Below are 22,265 nucleotides of genomic sequence, written 5' to 3'. Positions count from 1 at the left end.
GCGTGTAGACTTTGATAGTTTTTTTGAATCTGAAAAAGTGATTTTAGTAAAAGGCTGACTTCTAATTAAGTAATCGATAGTTTTGTAATTGAATTCATGTCAAATAAAAGTTAAATGATAGAACGAATTGAAGTTTGAGTAATATCTTTATAAGGAAATCAATTGAAGTTTATTCTTTAAAATTAAGATTATGAAGTTGCTACATTCCTTTTTACTGTGCTTTTTACTGTTGTGTTGTTGGAGTCTTTCCGCTCAAAATGAAAATGATGATGTACTTTCTAAAACGTATACTACGTTTAATAATATTCCTCAGGAAGTGGCTTATTTGCATCTTAATAAATCTACTTATATTAAAGGAGAACAGATTGCTTTTACAGCATATGTGCTAGATAAACTGTCTAAAAATCCGTCTGCTATATCAAGCAATTTATATGTTACCCTTGAAAATAAGTCTGGAGATGTTTTATCGCAACAATTATTAGGTCTACGTAATGGCACAGCTTCTAATGTTATAGAGTTGGATAGTACTTTTACTTCAGGATCTTATGTAATAAAAGCATATACTAACTGGATGCGTAATTTTGATGCTCAAAATCATTACTCAGAACATATAAGAATTATAGACCCAAAATTAGAAAAAGTAATTAGAGAAGAAATTACAGCTACCGATTTAGATATTCAATTTCTACCTGAAGGTGGTAAGTTCGTTGATGAAGTGGTAAACGCTGTAGGAATAATTGCAAAGGACAACACCGGTCATGGGATAGGCAATTTAAAAGGAAAAATCTATGATCGGGAGAACAATTTTATTTCAAATTTCAGTACTAATCAAGTTGGAATAGGTCGTTTTTACTTGAAACCTAGTATATCTACTAATTATTATGCTACTTATTCCTATAAAGATGAAGACTACAAGGTGCCGTTAGAAATAACAATTGAACCTCTGGGAACCGTTCTTTCTTGTGCGACAGATAGTAAAAATTTATTTGTAAATGTTTTACTCAATGAGGCTACTAACAAACAAGTGAAAAATAAAAAGTATCAAATTGCTGTACACAACGATAGAGGAATTCTTTTATCAGACGTTATTTTCAGGAAAGAAGGTAAGCAGCTTTTTTCATTTGACTTGAGTACTTTACCTTCTGGGATAAATGTAGTTACTCTGTTTGATGATTTAAAAGAGCCTATCTCTGAGCGTATCATTTTCAATTCTGTAGGATTTGAAAAGCATGCATTTGACGATGTGGCAGTATCGCAAACAGCAGATTCTATTCAAATAAGTTTTAAAGGGAAGTCCTCAAAAGCATCAAGCTTAGGTAGCATAAGTGCGAGTATCTTACCAGTTCAAACTTTATCTTATAACAAACATCAATCAATTGTTTCTCAAAATTATTTACAATCTTATTTAAAAGGTTCGATTGAAAACGCATCCTATTATTTTACTGATGTAGATGGGAAAAAACGATACGATCTGGATAATTTAATGCTTACTCAAGGATGGAGAAGTTATAACTGGTTTAATAAATTTAAAATTAAGGAGTCTTATCATCTAGCAGAAAATGGTCTTACTGTTAAAGCGACATTGAAATCTGATAAAAATAAAAGGCTGGATGGATTTTATGTAGATCTTCCTAATGAACAATCCCATCTTATTTTAGATTATGATGACACCAAGGATTCTTTTTGGTTAGAAAATGTATACGTAGAAGATCAAGACAGTCTTTTTATTACAGATATCTTGAAAAATCAAAAATTTAGAAAACCCAAATTAAATATAGAAAGTTACCCTAGTGAGTTTCCTGTTTTCAATACAGAAACAGTTGCATTAAATACAAAATTTGAGGAAATACCTCAGGTGGAAGCATATGATTTTATTTTAAATCAACCTATTGAAGGCGTACAGAATCTAGACGAGATAGTGATCGTTACCGAAAGAGAAGAAGCGCTTACACGAGCTGAAGAATTAAGTAAAGGAAGATTTGGAGAAGTAAAAGTTTTGACTAGCTCAGATAGAAAAATGTACTTCATGCTTGAAGATTATATAAGAGCACAAAGCGGTATAAGAGTTGAAGGAAATAGGGATCTCACCTTTAAGTCTCGTACTCGAGATGTAATGGCTATATTTATAGATGATGCGTTTTTTGGTTATAGTATTCCTTCAAGATTTATTTTTATGAGCGAAGTAGATTACGTAGAAATTAATCAAACTGGGTTAGGTACGCAGCCAGGATCAGCTTTTAGAACCTCTGGTGGTGCTATAAGAATTTATACGGGACCTTTTAGAATAGATGACGGTAGTAAGGATAAAAAAGTAGGTGTAAGTTATACTCCACCATTGCGTTTTACCTCGCAAAAGTCTTTTTACACTCCTAAGTATGCTAATTACAACAGCGATTTTTATTTAAAATATGGGACTCTAGACTGGAAAGCTCAGGTTACTCCAGACGATCAAGGTAATTATACTATAAAAATTAAGAAGCCATTGACGCCGTTCACGATCTATCTAGAAGGAGTTCTCAATAACAACCAGCTATTGAGCCAGCAAATAACAATAGATTCTAAAAACTTAGGTGTATCACAGTATCCTTAGTAGAGAACTACGTTTTCACATAAAAGTCAATCTATAGAAAAGGCTAGTTTGCTTAGATACTATTCTACTTTTAATTGTACATCCTCCATCTTCTCGATGGAGGATTTTTTTATGGATGGATTTAAGAGTTTGATGCTGGTTCAAGTTTTCGCTTTCGCGAAAGCGGAATAAAAAAAAGTACATTGATTGAGCTGTCTTCTGAGGTATTTGATTGTTCTTGGATCATTTCAAATATAAATTAGGAGCTGTCATGGTTGTGATAAGTACTTTTATTGCTTTACTAAAAACTGTATTTTAGTAAGCTAAAGTTTCTAACCGATGAAAAAAATAGTTCTCCTTCTACTAGTTGTTATTACCGCATCTTCCTGCAAAATAGGACGATTTGCCTATTATAATTTTGCAAACATTACCGATCATAAAATCTTTCCTAAACGAGAGATTAAAAATGATACTACTGATGTTTTCTATTTTAAAAAAGAGGTGGAACAACCACTGGTTGTCAAATTAAAAGATGGCAGCAGCTTTGAAGACTATCTTGAAAAACACAAAACAGTAGCTTTTTTAGTCATTCAAAATGACACGATCAAATACGAGAACTATTTTAATGATTATGATCGAGCATCTATTGTGGCTTCTTTTTCTATGGCAAAATCATTTACCTCATTCTTGATAGGTTGCGCTTTAGAAGAAGGTTTAATTGGCTCGGTAGATGATCCTGTAACTAAGTACCTTCCAGAGCTTAAAGAAAACGGATTTGATGAGGTAACCGTGGAGAATTTGCTACAAATGACATCTGGGTTAGATTTTAATGAAAGCTATTACAATCCCTTTGGTGATGCAGCAACTTTCTACTATGGAAGACGACTAGAAAAGTCCAGTTTAAAACTGGATTTAAAAAGAGAACCTGGCGAGAGAACTGAATATGTAAGCGGTAACACGCAATTGTTAGGACTTATCTTAGATCGTGTTTTGAAAGAGAAAACCATTTCTCAATACTTAGAAGAGAAATTATGGAAAGAAGTTGGAATGGAATACGATGCTTCCTGGAGCATTGATAAAAAGAAGAATGGTATTGAAAAGACCTTTTGCTGTTTAAATGCGAGAGCGATTGATTTTGCAAAATTTGGTCGTTTGTACCTTAACGAAGGTAACTGGAACGGGAAACAACTTGTTTCTAAAGATTGGGTAAAAAACTCTACTAAAATTGATACGTTAAATGGAAGTCGATGGGGCTATCAATACCAATGGTGGATTCCCAACACAACAGGCGATTTCATTGCCGAAGGGATTCTGGGACAATTCATATACGTTAGTCCATCAGACAATTTAATCATCGTACGATTAGGAGAAAAATACGGCGACGTCAACTGGGAAGGAACCTTTGAAGCCATAAAGCAAACCTTGCAAAAGCAAGGGTAACTCTTGTTCAAAATGCTTAAAAAAACTCCTTTCCTCAGTCCCTGATAATTTGCTCAGGCAAATTACTGGGATAATGAAAGGTGGGCAAAGTGAGCGATAGCGAGCTTTGGTCGGAAAGGTTGAAAGATGCTTAAACTTTCTAAAAAGCTAGAATTTAGAGTAAAAACTTACTAACCTTGTTAGAGAATGTTACTTTAAACACCTGATAAGTATTGTTTTAAATTTTTAAAATATAGCGCTTCATTATTAATATTACCTTTAGATAAACATGAAACGTTCAAACGAAGATTTTATCAATTAGAATAATGCAAAACGTGAAAGATAAAATTAAGATCATGTTAGGATCCATTCAGACTACTGTATCCGTCTTTTGGTCTTATCACATGATTGTCCTCTATTACCAATACCATTTTACAAATATAGCTTTTGCATTTATGTACCCAGATTGGGTATTATTTGTAAACATTCTCGTTTGTGCGATCAATATTTACTTTGGAATAAAACTGATAAGAAAAAGAGAATCATTATCTAACAATTTGTTATTCTTATCAATAACTATTGCAATAGGATTCATAACAAACAACTTCTATTATATGGTTTAAATAGTTATTTATAAAATGAGAAAAACTTACTGCCACCTACCTACTAAAAAACTGCCTACTGATTTAAAGTTCCTTCTTCAAAAACCTCGCCGTATGACTCGTTTTATGCTTAGCAACTTGTTCAGGAGTTCCTTTGGCGACTATAGTACCACCACCGCGGCCACCTTCTGGACCTACATCGATGAGGTAATCGCATATTTTAATCACGTCCATGTTGTGTTCTATGACGAGCACTGTATTTCCTTTGTCAACTAGTTTGTTTAATACATCCATAAGAACACGTACGTCTTCAAAATGAAGTCCTGTGGTTGGTTCGTCTAGGATGTAAAACGTGTTTCCAGTATCTCTTTTAGAAAGCTCGCTGGCTAGTTTGATACGTTGTGCTTCTCCACCAGATAGTGTAGTGGATTGTTGTCCCAAAGTAATGTAACCGAGACCTACGTCTTTGATCGTTTTTAATTTGCGATAAATCTTAGGAATAGGTTCAAAAAAGTCTGTGGCCTCGTTAATGGTCATGTTGAGCACGTCGCTTATCGACTTTCCTTTGTAACGTATTTCTAGCGTTTCTCTATTAAATCGTTTCCCTTGACAAGTTTCACAAGTCACGTAAACATCTGGAAGGAAGTTCATTTCTATAACTCTTAGTCCGCCACCTTTGCAGGTTTCACAGCGTCCACCAGTTACATTAAAGCTAAAACGACCTGGCTTATAACCACGTATCAATGCTTCTGGAGTTTTAGCAAATAGCGATCTTACTTCGTCAAAGGTTTTAGTATAAGTCGCAGGATTAGATCTAGGTGTTCTACCTATAGGACTTTGATTGATATCAATCACCTTATCACAATGATCCAATCCTTTGATGCTCTTATACGGCATCGGTACTTTCACACCATTAAAAAAGTGCGCATTCATAATAGGGTAGAGCGTCTCATTAATAAGAGTAGATTTTCCACTACCAGAAACACCAGTTACTCCTATCATTTGACCCAAAGGCAAATCGATAGAAACATTTTTGAGGTTATTTCCTGTACATCCTTTAAGCGAGATTTTCTTTCCGTTTCCTTTGCGGCGCTTTTTAGGAACTGCGATTTCACGTTTCCCATTCAAATATTGAGCAGTAAGCGTGTCGTGTTTTAAAATCTCTTTAGGCGATCCTTCACTGATGATTTCGCCACCGTATTTTCCTGCTCGTGGACCTATATCAATCACATGATCTGCTCGCTCGATCATATCTTTATCATGCTCGACCACGATTACAGAGTTTCCTGTGTCTCTGAGTGATTCTAGCGAGTTAATCAGTTTTTCATTATCGCGCTGGTGCAATCCTATGCTAGGTTCATCCAGAATGTATAAAACACCTACTAACTGAGATCCTATTTGTGTTGCCAGTCTTATGCGCTGTGCTTCTCCACCAGAAAGTGATTTGGCACTTCGGTTGATGGATAAATAGTCCAGACCTACATCTAGTAAAAACTGTAATCGTTCTCTGATTTCTTTTAATAATTCGGTTGCTATTTGTTGTTGCTTTCGCGAAAGCGAGACATTTAACTCCTCAAACCATTCTACCAGCTCTGCGATATCCATGTTAGCTAGTTGAGGGATATTTTTCTCGTTGACACGGAAGTACATAGATTCCTTGCGCAATCTCGATCCCTCACAAACTGGGCAAGTGACGTTATCCATAAAGCCTTTTGCCCATCTGGTTAGACTTGTGCTATCGGCATTATTGTAGGTTTGTTCTATAAAATTAGCAAGTCCTTCAAAATCAATTTTGTATTTGCGTTTTACACCTAGATTTTTGCTATCTACTTCCAGACTTTCTTTACCGCCATAAAGAATCATTTGAATGGCTTCATCCGGTACTTTCTCCAGTGGATCAGTCAGTTTGAAATCAAATCTTTGAGCGATCAATTCCAGTTGTTTAAAGATCCAGTTCTTTTTATTATCTGGATAGGGAGCAAGTCCACCTTTTGTGATGGAGAGACTGCGGTCTGGAATAATTTTGTTTTCGTTTACTTGATACAAAGTACCGATACCGTTACAATTAGGGCAGGCGCCTTTAGGACTATTGAAAGAAAAATTATTAGGCTCTGGTTCTGGATAAGAAATTCCAGTTTCTGGACACATCAAAGTTCGAGAGAAAAAACGACCTTCTTTCTCTCCATGAGGAACTACCATCGTGATATCGTTACCATGGTACATCGCCGTTTTTATAGATTCGTCTAGACGTTTGATGTCTTCTTCAGTATCGCCCACTTGCAAACGGTCGATTACGATCTCTATATCATGAACTTTATAACGGTCCAGCTTCATACCTTTCATGATATCTACAATGACATTATCAGTACGCACTTTGACGAAACCTTGTTTAGCAATTTGTTCAAAAAGCTCTCGGTAATGACCTTTTCTTCCTCGCACAACTGGCGCTAGAATATTAATGCGCTGTCCTTTATATTCTTCTATGATTAAATCACGGATTTGCTCATCGCTGTAGCTCACCATTTTCTTACCTGTATTGTAAGAATAGGCATCGCTAGCACGAGCGTAGAGCAACCTTAGGAAATCATAAATTTCGGTAATTGTCCCAACCGTACTACGCGGACTTTTACTGGTTGTTTTCTGCTCAATGGCAATAACTGGAGAAAGACCGTCAATTTTATCTACATCTGGACGTTCCATACCTCCCAAAAACTGCCTCGCATAAGCGCTAAAAGTCTCGATGTAGCGACGCTGTCCTTCGGCATAAATGGTATCAAAAGCAAGCGATGATTTTCCAGAACCGGAAAGACCGGTGATCACCACTAATTTCTCACGTGGGATGTTAACATCAATGTTCTTTAAATTGTGGACTCTCGCTCCTTTTACTTCAATGATTTCGTCAGTATATGCCATAGAATTTTTGCAATCCTGCGAAGTTACTTCTAAAGCACTAGAAATAGAATTAAAGGTTACTTAAAAAACTTAAATCAAAATCACAAATAAAAATAAAATCAAAGTTATATGTCAGTTCGAGCGCAGTCGAGAACGGTTTTATATCGAGATGCTATACCACATCTCGACTTTCGCTCGATGTTACATAAGTAGTTGATTCTTTTTAAAACAAACGGATGTGCTAGTTCGAGCGATAGCGCTGGGCTGAGTTTATCGAAGTATCGAGAACGATTTTATATCGAGATGCTATACCACATCTCGACTTTCGCTCGATGTTGAATAAGTAGTTGATTCTTTACAAAACAAACGGATGTGCTAGTTCGAGCGAGAGTCGAGAACGATTTACTAATCGAGGTGAAGGAATATAGAGCAATATTCTTTGTAAGAATCCTATCGAAGACTTCTCAACCTTTCCGACCAAATTTCCGTAAACTCCAATTTGCCCACCTTTCCTTTTTAAGGAAAGGAGTTTTTACTTTTTAAATCCAATAGGTCTTTAAATAAAAGTGTTTCCTTCTTTATCAATCAATTTTTATAAAAAATATAACAAAAACAAGCAAACTTTCCTAAATGTAAAGTATATTTGTCATTATAATAAAAATACTTTACGTTATGAAAAGTTCAGCTTTAAAAAAGTTTTGTGAGTTTGAGAGAAAAGGTGGTGTTTTTCCACTGCTGCCCGTTTCTTTTAAATGGATAGGGATAGGAATAGCAGTCCTTGCAATACTTGGTCTAATGTTAACCGCTTATAAAGGTGGCGACGACATAGTTTTTTTCAAAGACCTTCTGATGCATATGATTCTTATAGGTTTATTTATACTGGTACTTTCTCGTGATAAAAATGAAGATGAACGAACCAATCAATTAAGATATAGAGCGTTTGCATTTGCATTTGTTTTAGGATCTGCCATGTTGTTGCTATTGCCTTTTATCGTGATCTTTCGGGATGGTCTAAGAGGTAAATCTCTAGAATGGGAATTTCAAAGTTTCTTTTTTATCATGTCTTCTTACTTGTTTTATTATCTAATGTATTTTAAGATTTTTAAAAGGCAGTTATAATAAAACTATCTCTTTCTTATAATTAATTCAAATTCCTAAAATCTCAAAATTAAAATAATCAAATATGTCACAGCAAAATAAATCAACCTTTTGGAGGCTTAGAAACGAAAAGCATTTTTTCTTTCTATTACCGTATTACGGTAAAATAATAGGAATAGTCATAGCGATCGCAGGATTTTCCTCAATGCTAATCCTACATATCCTACTGACAGAGCTCGATAGAATCGCGCTTCTTAATAAAATCTTTTACAGTTGTATTCTTTTAGGATTGATAATGATCTCATTTTCAAAAGATAAATTTGAAGATGAACGAATAGCTAATTTAAGATTTCGGTCACTTAGTTTTTCTCTGGGTTGGGTAGCCATTTTATTTGTTACCATACCATTAATAACAATGCTTAGCGATTTATTTTTTACCGATTTAAATTATGAAAACGGAATCTACGATGGTTTACCAATTTTCATAATTTTCATTAACATAGCTCATCTGATTTATTTTTACATATTTAAGAGGGATTTGTAATGAACGATAAACAATTAGAAAAAGTTAGGAAAGGTAATTTTTTACTTTTACCTCATTATATGAAATGGTTCTCGATCCTTCCTGTTTTAGTAGGTGTAGTTTTGTTTTTTACAAACGACAAGACAGGAATACTGAATGATAAAATTGTTGCTGCTGTAACAGGTCATCTGGTACTTTTAGGCTTTTTAATACTTATCTTGAGTAAAGATAAATATCCTGATGAGCGTTTATTAAACTTGAGACACAAGGCTATGGCTTATGCTTTTATGCAGGGTATGTTAGTTGTCATTTTGATTCCACTAATTAATTTCTTTTTTAGCAGTTTATTGAAGGTAGGATTGGTTACTTATTTTGATGGATTTGGTGCGATAGGTGTTTTCTTCTTTCAAATCGTGTATTTGATCAATTACTGGCGTTTTAAACAAGAATTGTAATGAAAAACACCGTCCACGTGCAACGCGCCATTCATAAAATGACTCAAGCAGATCTTTCTGAGGCAATAGGTGTTTCTAGGCAAACCATTAGTTCTATCGAGAAAAACAGGTACGTACCATCTACTGTTCTTGCCTTAAAAATTGCTCGATTGTTTAAAGTAAACGTAGAAGAGATATTTCAACTGGATGAAAACGATTGAATTATCAAGGGTTTCTAGGTTATTTAACCGATAAAAAATACAGATTATCTAATAACAAAGCGGTTAACTTTTTATTAACATCTCTGCTTTTTTTGCAGACGTAACTATTGTACTAAACTTATAACTTATGTCACATTTATACTCTTCAAAGAACAACTGGAAAACGTTTTTATATGCCGTGATTAGAGTAGCGCTTGGTAGCTATTTATTGGTTCATGCTATATACAATTTGGCCAATTTTGAAACCTTTATAGAATTATCAATGGGCTACATTCCTACTGATAGTCCGCTAGAATTTCTTGCTCAGTTGACACCATTGGTACCACTCGTAGAATTTTTTATTGCTCTAATGATACTTTTAGGTTTGTACGCGAGAATAAGCCTGATTTGGGCGATTGTAATAGGCGTATTCTTTACTTCACTTTTTCATTATTTAGGAGATACAGAAACAGCGCTCGTTCACAGTTATACGCTCATTCTCAAGGTAGGTTTATTTTACAGTTTGTATTACAATAAATATTCAGCAGACTATTATAACCTTTGGAATGCCTTCAAATTCAAGGAAGAGCGATTAAGGTTGCAAGAGATAAAAAAGAGAAAACAAAAGATTAGGGAATCACTTCAAGGTCTGTAACTGGTATTTCAAGTCCGAAAAAGGTACGCTTTCGCGAAAGCGGAAACCCACCAGCTGTCATTTGCCAGTCACTCCATTTAGCCTCAATGCCGTCTAATGGAATAATTTGCACCCACATTTTAAATGCGATAGGTTGGTAATTTTCATCTACTTCCCATAAATAAGAATCACCAGGAGTGGAGCCACCAGAAGTGTAAGTAACTAGAAGTTTTTGTTTACCATCTTCTTCGATCAATTCTCTAATCGTGCCTGGATCCATTATTTTATGTGGAGCAATAACCCAAAAGCTATCATTATTAAAGTTTTGTGCGGCATAAGCTACGGCTTCATCGCGTTCTTTTCCTCTTTCTAGACGCACACCATCCTTAAAAGCAATACTGATTTTAGGATACTGAGTCTGGTAAGACACGCGATAATCGTCCCAGTACACATCTACCATGTTTTGCTGTAATTTCCATTCATAGCGGTTTACACCTCTAAAAGTCCAGTGAATCTCTTGCGCCTCGGTGAACTCTTTATGATTGATAGCATCTAGTATTTTGAAAGCCAATTCATCTGCCGGTTTTCCTGAAGTTCCTTGAGGAATATCTTCGTTATAAATAAGTTTTAAGATTAAAAAGGCTGCCAAAAGAAAGCCCAAAAGCCCCAAAAATAATTTTAATAAAAAACGAAATATCTTTTTCAATGTGATGGAAATTTATGATTTTAGGCAAAGATAAACTTATGTCATTGTTACTGCAATTTCTTTGTCAGTCTGAGCACTTCGATATATTCAGCATAAAGTTATCGAAGACCATTTTAGATTAAAAAATGGTAATAAACAAAACAATTAATTAGAATAAAGATGAAAATATTAGGAATAGGATCAAGGATTAATCATCCAGAATATGGTTTTGGAGTAGTAACTAATGTTACTGCAAAGATGTATTGGGTTACTTTTCAAAAAGATGGGCTAGAAACTATACCGCTTGATGAAGAATTTGAAGTTATTGAAGCTTGCGTTGATGATGTTGATACCATAAGTTTCTATGATGTAGAAAAATCCTTGCGAGAGATTCTGGAACGATTTAGCGATGTGACTCAAGTAGTTGCGCTTGCAGATAAATATAAAAATGGAACTATGATCCTAAGACCAGCAGACTCTAATCTTGCTGATAAAGAAATTCCTATCAATACTTTCTGGCATAAGATTGTCATGTTACGAGACCGCTTGAGAGTAATGGAACAAAAAATCAATAGTTCTAATGATCTTGATGATCAACTTAAAATCGACCTGCAACAGTACATCACACGTATATATGGAAGTCTTACAACGTTTAATGTGCTTTTTGCAAGCAAAGACCAGCAGTTTAAAGGAAGTGGTAAGTAAAATTTTCTAGACCAAGATGATGGATTTAGAATCCTTCATTTTGTGCGATACGTACTTTTTTGAAAAGATTAGAGCTGTAAACAAAATCAGTTACAGCTTCATTGTCTGTTTTAAAGATTTCGTTATTTGTTCCTTTCCATGCAAGTTTACCGTCTTTTAAGAAAACAATTGTTTCCCCTATTTCCATAACCGAGTTCATATCGTGTGATATGATAACTGTGGTTATGTTACGTTCATGAGTGATTTCTTGAATAAGATTATCAATAACTGTGGCTGTTTTAGGATCTAGACCAGAGTTAGGCTCATCACAAAAAAGAAATCTTGGATTATTTGCAATGGCACGTGCTAAGGCTACGCGTTTTTGTTGCCCACCAGAAATCTCGCTGGGCATCTTTTTATTTAAATTGACGAGGTTTACTCGTTCTAGAATTTCGTTTGCTTTTTCACGCCTTTCTTTTTTACGCATCCTATTAAACATACGTAAAGGAAACATGATATTTTCTTCTACATTCAAAGAGTCAAACAAGGCACTGTGCTGAAATAACATTCCCATTTCAGTGCGCAATTTACTTTTCTCTTCTATTTCCATCTCATTTAGTGCAACGCCATCATAGACGATTTCACCATCATCTGGAACAAATAGGCCTAACATATTTTTCAAAAAAACAGATTTACCAGATCCACTGGCACCTATAATCATATTAGTTTTACCTTTCTCAAAAGTGGCTGTAATTCCTTTTAGGATTTCCTCACCATTAAAGCTTTTCTTTAAGTTATTTACCTGTATCATTAGCTTAGTAATAGTTGAGTTAAAATATAATTTGCAATGATAATCGCAACACAAGTCCATACAAAACTCGTTGTACTCGCTTTTCCTACTTCTAGTGCGCCACCTTCCATATAATATCCATGATAACTAGGTATCGTTGCTAGAAGTATTCCAAAAACCATAGTTTTTATAAAAGCATACATGACGTGCCATGGAATGAAATTATCTTGTAAGCCTACTATAAAATCTTCAAAACTGGTTAAACCACCATAAACACTAGCTAGATAACCACCTAATATACCTACAAACATGATAATCGCTATCAAAAACGGATAGAACAGTAGCGCAATGATTTTAGGAAATACCAGATAATTTAGTGGATTTATGCCCATAACCTCAAGAGCATCAATTTGCTCTGTAACTCTCATGGAGCCTATACTAGAAGTTATGTAAGAACCTACTTTACCAGCCATAATAACAGAAATAAAAGTAGGAGCAAATTCTAAGAGAATCGATTGCCGTGTAGCAAATCCTATAAGAGATTTAGGAATTAAAGGGTTATCTAGATTTAACGCCGTTTGTAATGCCACTACCGCACCCATAAAGAGTGAGATAAAAGCGGTGATCCCTAGAGAACCTATAATTAAGTCATCTATTTCTTTAAGAATCAATTCTTTAAGCACAATGGCTTTGGTGGGTCTTCTAAATACTCCAAAGAGCATGATCATGTAGCGACCTATATGTTTCAAAAATCTCATTGACGGTAAAAGTATATAAAAAAAATGCTACACAATTTAATGCTTTCTTAAACTTGTTCTTTTTTTCTTAGGTTACTTTTGCATCAAATTTTAATAGATGAAAAATTGTCTTCTCTTCATACTGTCTTTTGTATTATTAACTTCTTGTAGCACGCTTTCGCGAAAGCAAAATTCTACACCAGCAACAGAACAAATATCAGATTTACAAGAGTCAACTAATGAAGAAGCACCAAGATTAGTCGTAGGAATTGTAGTCGATCAAATGCGTTTTGACTATTTAACACGATTTTCTAGCAGGTACACAAATGGCGGATTCAATAGGTTGATCAACGATGGATATCAACTTACTAATAACCATTATAATTTTGTGCCTACTTACACTGCGCCTGGTCATGCCTCCATATATACTGGTACATCTCCTATGAATCATGGGATTATAGGTAACAATTGGTACGACAAGTTTGAAGAAGAAGTTATTTACAACGCTAGCGATAATGATTATGAAAGTGTAGGTTCAAAAAGTGACGATGGAAAAATGTCGCCTCGCAGGATGTTGACCACAACAGTTACAGATCAATTAGAATTGCATACTCAAGGAAGGTCTAAAGTGATAGGTATCTCTATAAAAGATAGAGGTGCGATACTGCCTGCAGGGCACGCTGCAGATGCTGCTTACTGGTTTGAAGGTGGAGATGCAGGTAATTTTATTTCTAGTACTTTTTATATGGACGCATTACCGCAATGGGTAAATGATTTCAATGTTTCAAAAAAGGCAAACAGTTACCTTAAAACATGGAATACCCTTTATCCTATCAACTCTTATGTGGCTAGTGGTAACGATCTAAATGAATTTGAAAAACCGCCTAGAGGGAAAGAAAATGCAACCTTTCCATATGACTTAAATTTACTGAGACAACGCAATGGTAATTTCAATCTTTTAAAAGCAACTCCTTTTGGAAATACAATAGTGGCAGACTTTGCGATAGAGGCTTTAAAAAAGGAAGCTTTAGGTAAGGATAATATCACTGACTTTCTTGCAGTGAGTTTTTCTAGTACAGATTATATAGGTCATCAATACGGTGTCAATTCCATCGAAATAGAAGATACGTATTTGAGACTTGATTTAGAAATAGAAAGATTATTAAAAGCTTTAGATCAGGAAGTAGGCAAGAATAATTATACAGTTTTCCTTACTGCAGATCATGGAGCGGTAAATAATCCCGCATACCTTCAAAGCAATAAGATAAACGCAGGTTATTTTGAAAGATCTGCTTTTCAATCTCAATTGGAAAACGATTTACAATCAAAATATGGAGCAATAGATCTTATTTCAAATATCTCTAACGGACAGATTTTTCTAGATCGTAAGACTTTAGTAGATAATAATTTAGATGCTGCTGCGGTGGAAGATTTTATTGCATATACCATCATCGACTATAAGCATATTGACAAAGTGTATACGAGAAATGCACTTATGGCAGGAGCTATGCAGGATGGCACGGGAAAACTTATACAAAATGGTTTTCATCATAAACGTAGTGGTGACGTCATTTATGTACTAGAACCAGCGGTGATTTCTTATTCTAAAACAGGTTCTACCCATGGAAGTTCTCAAAGCTATGATACACACGTCCCACTTTTATTTTACGGAAACGGAATCCAAAAAGGATCAAGTAACCAGCGTACAGAAATTATTGATATAGCTCCTACCATTTCAAGTTTGTTAGGTATTAGTTTTCCTAACGGTGCCACAGGAAACCCTATTAAAGAAGTGCTTAAAAACTAATCTAGAATTCAGAAAGAGATTATTTTCCAATGATTGAAGCCTTTTCAATTCTTTAGGATGCTATCACAATTCTCATGATAAATTATAAATGATATCTAAAAAGTGTTTTGAGAGAAATCAATTAACTTGCTTTACACTTGATAATCTTATATTTGTATAGATAATTAAAAAACTAAAACATGAAAAAAATATTACTTATAGCAGCTATCATATGTAGTGTGACGGCAAATGCGCAAATTTATTCTGGTAAAGGAGATCAAAAAGTTCAAATAGGAGCAGACTTTCAAGATGGAGCTACTGGTATTCAAGGAACATACGATTATGGAATCGCACAAAACTTTTCTATAGGATTAGGTGTAAATTATGCCTTGGGTCTCGATGATAATATCGATGCAGATTTTGATGAAAGAGCCACGTTAAATTTACGATTTAATGCTAATATAGGAGACGTAATCAATGTAGATCCTATGTTTGATGTATATCCGGGACTTCATTTTAGCACCAAAAATTTTGGTGGTCACTTAGGAGCAAGATATTTTTTTACTGATGGTTTTGGAATCTTTTCTGAAGCGGCTTTTCCACTAGCGAAGTATAAAACAGAAGATTTAACACCTTCAGAAGAATTGTATAATCAGTTCAATTTTACATTAGGACTAGCGTTTAACTTCTAGGCTTCACACCTAATTTAGACTTAATACCGTTCCAACGGTAGTTTCTAATATAATGACCTTGCTCTTCTGTCACTAGCGGAGCAAGGTTTTTACTTTTTGCTATTTGGTATCCTCTTAGATAATCGTACAACAGTTGTATTTGCTTTTTATTCCAAGCCATTTTTGCCGCAGTAATAAAAGTGAGCCACCATCCATAACGCATTTTAAAGAAAGCCTCGCCCTGCAAGTATTTAGACTTTGAATTATAAGCTGCTCCAGTAGGTTTTAAATGTTTTACGTGTAAATCTGGAACGGTTATAACTTGCCAACCGTAAAATCGTGCGAGCATTTCATCAATGGTGTCCCAACCTATGGAAGCTTTTAAACCACCTATTTGTTTAAAACATTCTTTTCTATATGCCTTTAAAGCACCTCGTATGTGATCAGGATTGTTCTGGTTTTCAATTTCCCATTTCCCGTTTTTAGCGATAGTACAATGTCCAGCTACCATTCCTATTGTCTCGCTTTCGCGAAAGCGAGATACCAAAACCTCTAAATAATTTTTGGGAAAAATAAGATCAGCATCAAATTTACAGATGATGTCGTAATCTTCTATATTGATGTGGGAAAGCCCCAAGTTGAACGCTTGTATCACCTTTGATCCAGGGATATTTATTGCTTTAGATGTCGTTGAAACTACTTGCAATGGTAGTTTTTTAGAATAGAATAATGCTATCTCACGAGTTCTGTCTGTTGAATTATCATCGACTACAATAATTTTTGCTGGCCCATGAGACTGTTGTACAAGACTTTCTAAAGTAAGTTGTATATACTGTTCTTCATTATGAGCTGGTATGACGATTGCGATTTTCACTATTTGCTAGAATTCCGTTCACAATACACCAAATAATAACGATCTGTAAAATTTCTAAGTAATGGACGTATTCCTAGTTTTTTTACAGGATTTGTAAATTTCACTCGATCTACAACTTTCCAGCCCGCTTTTTCTAATACATAATCCAGCTGCCACGGTTCAAATTCATGATAATGCTGGTCTCTGATGTCGTTTTTATTGCGATAAGCACTCGCAAACCATAACTTTAAAGGAACGCTTATAACGCATTTACCACATGGAATGGCCTTAAGAGAAGTATAGGGAGAAACAAGGTGTTCAAATATCTCAAAAGCGGTAACTACCTCGCCATCAAAACTCTCGATTTCATGCACGTCATCGTCCAGGTCAATTCCTGAGGTATTTTTAACGTCATATCCAGCGTCTTTCATAATTCTAGAAAACGGATTTGCTACTCCTAAATCTAAGATCCTATCCGACTTAGGAATATGTTTTTCTAGAAATTCTAGTGTAATTTGAAATCGCTTATGAGGAAAGTTTTTTTCGTACAATGTAGGCTCTTATTTGAAATACGAAAATAAAGGTTTCTCTTCTTTGTGTCGAGCGACTTTTGTAAAAATGTAAAAGATTGCGTGCAAGCAATAGTTAATAAGAGTTAAGCATTTTATACAACGAGTAAAAACGGTACATCTTTTGTATTTTTCGCCTCTATGAAATGGACTTTTTTTATTGCATTAATTGTATCCGCTTTAGGATTTTCTCAAAACACAACGAGCCAGCTGGAATTTGTTGACTTTAAGAAGGCTTCAGCAGCAATTCAGCTCGATGCTTTTTCTAACGAAGTCTCTGGAGAAGTAATCTTTGAACTAGACGTTTTGAAAAATACCAATTCTGTTTTTCTAGATGCCAAAAACTTAGTCAACTACAAAGCGACTATAAACGGCAAAGAGGTCAAGACTATTTATGATGGTGAGAAGTTAGTTGTAGAATCTCGCTTTCGCGAAAGCGAGACTAAAAAAATTAAAATCTCATTTACCAGCTTTCCTTCTAAAGCAATGTACCATATTGATGAGGATAACGACCGAAAGTGGGAGCAAGTATGGACGCAAGGTCAAGGTAAATACACGAGTAACTGGCTGCCAAGCATTGATGATATGAATGACAAAATGGTTTGGGATTTTAAAATCACCGCACCGCAAAACAAAACTGTCATTGCAAATGGTTCTTTAAAAGATGTTGCGGCTAGCAGTGATTTTAAGACTTGGACTTATGATATGAAAAAACCTATGTCCAGTTATCTTGTTGCGATTGTGGCTGGTGATTATGAGGTAAAAAGAGACAGTAGTAACGGAGGTACTCCTTTAGAATTTTACTATTACACTGGTCAAGAAGATAAAGTAGCGTCTACTTACAAATACTCTAAGCAAATTTTTAATTTTCTAGAGAGCGAGATAGGAGTGGCGTATCCATGGCAAAATTACAAGCAAATTCCTGTAAAAGACTTTTTGTATTCGGGAATGGAAAATACTGGTACAACCATATTTAACGATCAGTTTTTTGCAGATTCTTTGGGAGCAAATGACCGCAGTTATGTAAATGTTAATGCACATGAACTAGCGCATCAATGGTTTGGCAATCTAGTGACAGAAACTGATAGCAAGCACCACTGGTTGCATGAAGGATTTGCGAGTTATTATGCATTACTAGCGGAAAGAAATATCTACGGAGATTTTTATTTCCAGAAGCAACTATTTGATTATGCTGAGGCTTTACATGAACAATCTTCTAACGGAAAAAGCACAGCTCTTCTTGATCCTAAGGCAAATTCACTTACTTTTTATCAGCATGGTGCTTGGGCATTACACGCTTTAAAGGATGAAGTAGGAACAGATAACTTACGAGCTAGTATCAAAGAATACCTTAAGAGTAATCAATATAAAAATGTAACTACAGAAGACTTTCTTGATGCTGTAGAACGTATTTCAATGGTAGATTTATCAAATTTTAAAACATTTTGGTTGACCTCTACGACTTTCCCTACAGCCGAAGCTTTGCGTATTTTGAGAAAGGATGCTCAAATGGAAAAGTATTTACAATTATCTGCCAGGCGTATTTCTAGTTTTGATGAGTCCTATAATTCTTATAAAGAAACTTTACAAGATCCTATTGAGGTAGAAATGGTGAAGGAAATGGTCGCGCAGTTAAGTATTCACGATGACCCTAGAAAGTATGATTTAATAAAAAAAGCTCTTGCTTTAAATAATCTAGAGATCAACCAGTTGTTTGTGTTAAGCACACAAGAGCTTAACGATCAGAATAGGGAATTAGTTACTAATTTAATAAATGATCCCTCATATGTTACTAGAGAGTCGGCATTGTTTCTTTTATGGAATGATGCAAAAGATAAACGTGCTTTACTTGAAAAAGCTAGAGCATCATGGGAAGAGATCAATCCTAGTCTAGATATGTCATGGATAGTTTTGGCACTTAACTCTAGCGGATATTCTAACGAAGAATTGAAGCCACTATTGATACGTTTACAATCTTATTCCAGTACTAAATACAGCACAGAGATAAGAACCGCTGCCTTTGATTACCTTATAAATCTCAATGCTATGAGTCAGCAAAATTATAAAGATTTAATGGAGGCTAGTTTGCATCACGTCTGGCGTTTTTATGAAAATGCTAGAGATATATTAAAGGCTCAATATAAAAAGGAAAACGGAAAGTTCTTCATTAACCAATCCATGGATAGCTTTGATACCATAAATCAAGAAAAGTTGAAAAAGATTTTAGGAATCAACTAGTAAAGGTGCTCTTATGAAGAAGGATTTATTTTTAGCAGGTTTTTCTTCCTAAAATAAATCGTTCACTTCAGACTTTAAAAAGCTTATTGCCGTTGCGCTAGGAGCTCTTTTATCCATTAAGTCATTTAGGATAGCTTGTCTTAAACCGTCAGCAGTCGTTACTTTATCACTCATAGATACCTGACGTATTTTTTGAATAGTTGTGTTTTTTGCTGCGCGTATGATGTTCCAGCATTCTTCACTTACATAAACTTGTTGTGCAATATTGTGCTCAAATTCAACTTCTATGGCAGATATAAGACTCTGCTCATATTCTGTTTTATTCATCTTTCCAGACTTTGTACGCACTACCAGACTGGCAGGTTTAATTCTTTCTAGAAAAAGCACCAGACGTTCATAAGCAGCCATGCGAGTAGGGAGCGTTTTTGCTTGTGACTCGCGTACGGTTATAAATCTTCTTCTTCTTTCTTCATTTTTCATGTAAGAAGAAAGAAAATAAAAGGCAATAACAGCTACTAGAAAAGCTGGTAATAAGGTTTGGAACAAAGAAAAAACGGCATCTTGCATAGTAATAGTTTAGTTTTTGAAACGCTCAAAAATAAGTTGATATTTTGTCGCAGACTAACAATTTTTAAATTCATTTCCCTCCTAAATGCACACAATCCTTTAAGGCCTGCATTCCCTGAAAAGGTACAGGCGTTTTTTGATACTTATACGTATGTTCTAGCGTTTGGGTCATGTTACTATCGCCTACGCTTACATCTACATCGCGCATATCAAACTGACATGGATGCTCGTATCCAGCCGCGTGCGTAATCTCTAGCAATTCTTTGTTAAATTTTTTAAAGTAGCTAGCGAGTCTTCCTGCTTTTTCTGGAACGACTATGCCTCGTTGCAGCCATTTATTTTGAGTTGCGATACCGGTAGGACAGGTATTATTATGACAGGCTTGCGCTTGAATACAACCTATGGATATCATTGCTTCTCTAGCGACATTAATAACATCTGCTCCCATGGAGAATGCCATGGCAGCTTTTGCAGGAAAGCCTAATTTCCCAGAAGCAATAAAAACAATATGTTCGGTTAGATCTCGCTTTTGAAAAACTTGATACAAATCTTTGAACCCATAAACCCAAGGTAGAGAAACATGGTCTGCAAAACTCGGTGGTGCTGCGCCTGTTCCGCCTTCGCCACCATCGACTGTTATAAAATCAGGTCCCTTGCCAGTGGTTTTCATAATGTCTGCCAGTTCTTCCCATTGTTCTAACTTTCCTATCGCAGCTTTAATTCCAGTAGGTAAACCTGTTTCTTGTGCTATTTCTTCTACAAAATCTACTAAACCTTGAATTCCTTCAAAGGCGCTGTGCGTAGGTGGAGAGAGTACATCTTCGCCCATAGGAACATTGCGTATCTCACTAATTTCTTTTGTGATTTTTGAACCTGGCAGCACGCCGCCTTTACCAGGTTTAGCTCCTTGAGATAATTTTAATTCGATCGCACGCACTTGCGGATGCTCTTGAACTAGTTTTTTAAGCATATCCATCGAGAAGCTTCCGTCTTTATCACGCACTCCAAAGTATCCTGTACCTATGTGAAAAACCACATCTGCACCGCGTTTATGGTAAGGAGATAATCCACCTTCACCAGTATTGTGATAAGCGTGCACTTGCTTTGCGCCATTGTTCATGGCATCTACAGCCTTAGCACTTAGAGAACCATAACTCATCGCGCTTATGTTGATGACACTTGCTGGTCTAAAGGGTCTTTTTCTATTTTTTGAGGCGCCTATGACTTTGGCACAAGGAAGGAAAGCAGGTTCTTTTTGAGTGACATGATCTTTCTCCACTTTGTATGGCATCATGGCATTATTAATAAAGATATACTGGTGTGAGTAAATATCTCGATCAGTTCCAAAGCCTTCGTAATTATTTTCATTCTTTGCACTGGCATAAATCCAGCCGCGCTCAATTCTATTAAAAGGAAGTTCTTCTCCATTGTTGGCAACGATGTATTGACGTAATTCTGGACCTATACTTTCTAGCCAGTAACGTATGTGTCCCACGACTGGGAAGTTGCGCAAAATGATGTGTTTCTTATTGAAAATATCATAAAGAGCAACGACTATTAAAAACGCTAGCACATACCAGTACCAAGCGATGTCGACAAGAAATTCCCAAATCTGTTCCATGAAAGTAAATTAGAAATCAAAAATACAATAGTTTGACTACAAGAAGAAGGTGTTCTAGTTTCAGTTCTAAGTTTAAATATCGTTATATAATAAGTTGAAAAAATGGTTCTTAATATTCCGCTTTCGCGAAAGCGGAATTCTAATTGAACTTTAATAATCTCATACAAGCAATTAGAAAAAATCAATAAAAAAAGAGCTCCGTATTAGATTACGAAGCTCCTAAGTTTTAGTTTTAATACAATTATTAATTACCTCTTATTGAACTGTCCACCTTTTTTAACATTTAGATTATTAAGATGGTATTCTTTACCATCGATGGTGTAATCAATATTAATAAATTCTTCCAAAGGGTAATTTATATCAGAATCAATTCTAAAGGTAAATTCATAAATCCCTCTATCAAACTTTTTATTAAAATCAGTAACCTTATGGCCACTCATAGTTTGAGAGTTTATGAAGCTGAATTGTTCAACAACCGTTTTCTCATTTCCACTGATAAGGGTTATATTGTTTATAGAAAATGAAGCTTTTACGTCTGCATTAAACTCGTATAATATATAGTTACTTTGAGATGGTAGTCCCGCTATATATTTTTTTTTAACGACATCATTAATGGCTACTTCTTTGCAAGAGTTTAAGCAAAGAGCAGCCATTACAACGATCAATAATCTGAATGGTTTAAGTTTCAATTGG

The 22,265-nt window shown here is 35.2% G+C and carries 20 protein-coding genes; 11 read left to right on the top strand and 9 right to left on the bottom strand.

The genetic code is table 11. The features are described from left to right. The first annotated feature begins 190 nt into the window (after positions 1 to 190). The 3 genes from DDD_RS01330 (at position 191) to DDD_RS17805 (ending at position 4,611) form a co-directional block, all read left to right on the top strand. Entirely contained in the window at positions 191 to 2,590 is a 2,400-nt protein-coding gene (locus DDD_RS01330; protein ID WP_015360911.1) for a hypothetical protein, read from the top strand. A 318-nt stretch (positions 2,591 to 2,908) separates the two neighbouring features. Next, positions 2,909 to 4,009: a serine hydrolase domain-containing protein gene (locus tag DDD_RS01325; protein WP_015360909.1), complete on the top strand. Its 1,101-nt coding sequence runs from the start codon at positions 2,909 to 2,911 to the stop codon at positions 4,007 to 4,009. Positions 4,010 to 4,344: 335 nt separating this feature from the next. After that, on the top strand, positions 4,345 to 4,611 hold the full coding sequence (locus DDD_RS17805; RefSeq protein WP_146250751.1) for a hypothetical protein: 267 nt from the start codon (positions 4,345 to 4,347) through the stop codon (positions 4,609 to 4,611). A 63-nt stretch (positions 4,612 to 4,674) separates the two neighbouring features. Here the strand turns inward: DDD_RS17805 and uvrA are convergent, their stop codons facing one another. After that, entirely contained in the window at positions 4,675 to 7,503 is a 2,829-nt protein-coding gene (gene uvrA, locus DDD_RS01320; protein WP_015360908.1) for an excinuclease ABC subunit UvrA, read from the bottom strand. A gap of 651 nt (positions 7,504 to 8,154) precedes the next feature. Between uvrA and DDD_RS01315 the strand changes: the two genes are divergently transcribed. From DDD_RS01315 to DDD_RS01295, 4 genes are all read left to right on the top strand, one after another. After that, a complete protein-coding gene (locus DDD_RS01315) occupies positions 8,155 to 8,601 on the top strand; it encodes a hypothetical protein (RefSeq protein ID WP_015360907.1) in 447 nt (148 codons plus the stop codon). Positions 8,602 to 9,123: 522 nt separating this feature from the next. Further along, a complete protein-coding gene (locus tag DDD_RS01305; protein ID WP_015360905.1) occupies positions 9,124 to 9,558 on the top strand; it encodes a hypothetical protein in 435 nt (144 codons plus the stop codon). Further along, positions 9,558 to 9,758 (top strand): helix-turn-helix transcriptional regulator, encoded by a 201-nt coding sequence (locus tag DDD_RS01300; protein ID WP_015360904.1) that lies wholly within the window; start codon positions 9,558 to 9,560, stop codon positions 9,756 to 9,758. Before DDD_RS01305 ends, DDD_RS01300 begins: the two co-directional genes overlap by 1 nt. A gap of 127 nt (positions 9,759 to 9,885) precedes the next feature. After that, the gene (locus tag DDD_RS01295) at positions 9,886 to 10,392 is read left to right on the top strand and encodes a DoxX family protein (RefSeq protein WP_015360903.1); all 507 of its coding nucleotides are present in this window, start codon (positions 9,886 to 9,888) and stop codon (positions 10,390 to 10,392) included. Here the strand turns inward: DDD_RS01295 and DDD_RS01290 are convergent. Next, positions 10,367 to 11,077, bottom strand: coding sequence for a hypothetical protein (locus DDD_RS01290; protein WP_041566832.1), 711 nt, complete (start codon positions 11,075 to 11,077; stop codon positions 10,367 to 10,369). The two genes, DDD_RS01295 and DDD_RS01290, sit on opposite strands and share 26 nt — an antisense overlap. A 159-nt stretch (positions 11,078 to 11,236) precedes the next feature. Here DDD_RS01290 and DDD_RS01285 point away from each other — a divergent pair, with 159 nt between their 5' ends. Continuing rightward, positions 11,237 to 11,761 carry a hypothetical protein gene (locus DDD_RS01285; protein WP_015360901.1) on the top strand — a complete coding sequence of 175 codons (525 nt, stop codon included), beginning with the start codon at positions 11,237 to 11,239 and terminating at the stop codon, positions 11,759 to 11,761. A 25-nt stretch (positions 11,762 to 11,786) separates the two neighbouring features. Here DDD_RS01285 and DDD_RS01280 read toward each other — a convergent pair whose 3' ends face one another. Both DDD_RS01280 and DDD_RS01275 read right to left on the bottom strand, forming a co-directional pair. Further along, complete coding sequence (locus DDD_RS01280) at positions 11,787 to 12,551, bottom strand: ABC transporter ATP-binding protein (protein WP_015360900.1); 765 nt, start codon at positions 12,549 to 12,551, stop codon at positions 11,787 to 11,789. Continuing rightward, the gene (locus tag DDD_RS01275) at positions 12,551 to 13,288 is read right to left on the bottom strand and encodes an MlaE family ABC transporter permease (protein WP_041566831.1); all 738 of its coding nucleotides are present in this window, start codon (positions 13,286 to 13,288) and stop codon (positions 12,551 to 12,553) included. The genes DDD_RS01280 and DDD_RS01275 overlap by 1 nt, the downstream gene beginning before the upstream one ends. A 97-nt stretch (positions 13,289 to 13,385) precedes the next feature. On the opposite strand from DDD_RS01275, the gene pafA reads away from it, so the two are divergent. Together pafA and DDD_RS01265 are read left to right on the top strand one after the other, a co-directional pair. Then, on the top strand, positions 13,386 to 15,074 hold the full coding sequence (pafA, locus tag DDD_RS01270; RefSeq protein WP_015360898.1) for an alkaline phosphatase PafA: 1,689 nt from the start codon (positions 13,386 to 13,388) through the stop codon (positions 15,072 to 15,074). A 179-nt stretch (positions 15,075 to 15,253) separates the two neighbouring features. Continuing rightward, positions 15,254 to 15,745, top strand: coding sequence for a DUF6646 family protein (locus DDD_RS01265; protein ID WP_015360897.1), 492 nt, complete (start codon positions 15,254 to 15,256; stop codon positions 15,743 to 15,745). On the opposite strand, the gene DDD_RS01260 is transcribed toward DDD_RS01265, so the two are convergent. Further along, positions 15,735 to 16,598 carry a glycosyltransferase gene (locus tag DDD_RS01260; RefSeq protein WP_015360896.1) on the bottom strand — a complete coding sequence of 288 codons (864 nt, stop codon included), beginning with the start codon at positions 16,596 to 16,598 and terminating at the stop codon, positions 15,735 to 15,737. The two genes, DDD_RS01265 and DDD_RS01260, sit on opposite strands and share 11 nt — an antisense overlap. Further along, positions 16,598 to 17,128 carry a class I SAM-dependent methyltransferase gene (locus DDD_RS01255; RefSeq protein ID WP_015360895.1) on the bottom strand — a complete coding sequence of 177 codons (531 nt, stop codon included), beginning with the start codon at positions 17,126 to 17,128 and terminating at the stop codon, positions 16,598 to 16,600. Before DDD_RS01255 ends, DDD_RS01260 begins: the two co-directional genes overlap by 1 nt. Positions 17,129 to 17,287: 159 nt before the next feature. On the opposite strand from DDD_RS01255, the gene DDD_RS01250 reads away from it, so the two are divergent. Continuing rightward, a complete protein-coding gene (locus DDD_RS01250) occupies positions 17,288 to 19,384 on the top strand; it encodes a M1 family metallopeptidase (RefSeq protein ID WP_015360894.1) in 2,097 nt (698 codons plus the stop codon). 48 nt (positions 19,385 to 19,432) lie between these two features. Here the strand turns inward: DDD_RS01250 and DDD_RS01245 are convergent, their stop codons facing one another. From DDD_RS01245 to DDD_RS01235, 3 genes are all read right to left on the bottom strand, one after another. Further along, the gene (locus tag DDD_RS01245) at positions 19,433 to 19,951 is read right to left on the bottom strand and encodes a DUF7935 family protein (RefSeq protein WP_015360893.1); all 519 of its coding nucleotides are present in this window, start codon (positions 19,949 to 19,951) and stop codon (positions 19,433 to 19,435) included. 70 nt (positions 19,952 to 20,021) lie between these two features. After that, entirely contained in the window at positions 20,022 to 21,572 is a 1,551-nt protein-coding gene (locus DDD_RS01240) for an FMN-binding glutamate synthase family protein (protein WP_015360892.1), read from the bottom strand. Positions 21,573 to 21,820: 248 nt separating this feature from the next. Beyond that, positions 21,821 to 22,261, bottom strand: a complete 441-nt coding sequence (locus DDD_RS01235; RefSeq protein WP_146250749.1) for a hypothetical protein — start codon at positions 22,259 to 22,261, stop codon at positions 21,821 to 21,823. Between the last annotated feature and the right edge of the window lie 4 nt (positions 22,262 to 22,265).

Origin of the sequence: Nonlabens dokdonensis DSW-6 (assembly GCF_000332115.1) — a bacterium.
Taxonomy (GTDB): domain Bacteria; phylum Bacteroidota; class Bacteroidia; order Flavobacteriales; family Flavobacteriaceae; genus Nonlabens; species Nonlabens dokdonensis.
This window is presented reverse-complemented; position numbering and strand designations above follow the sequence as displayed.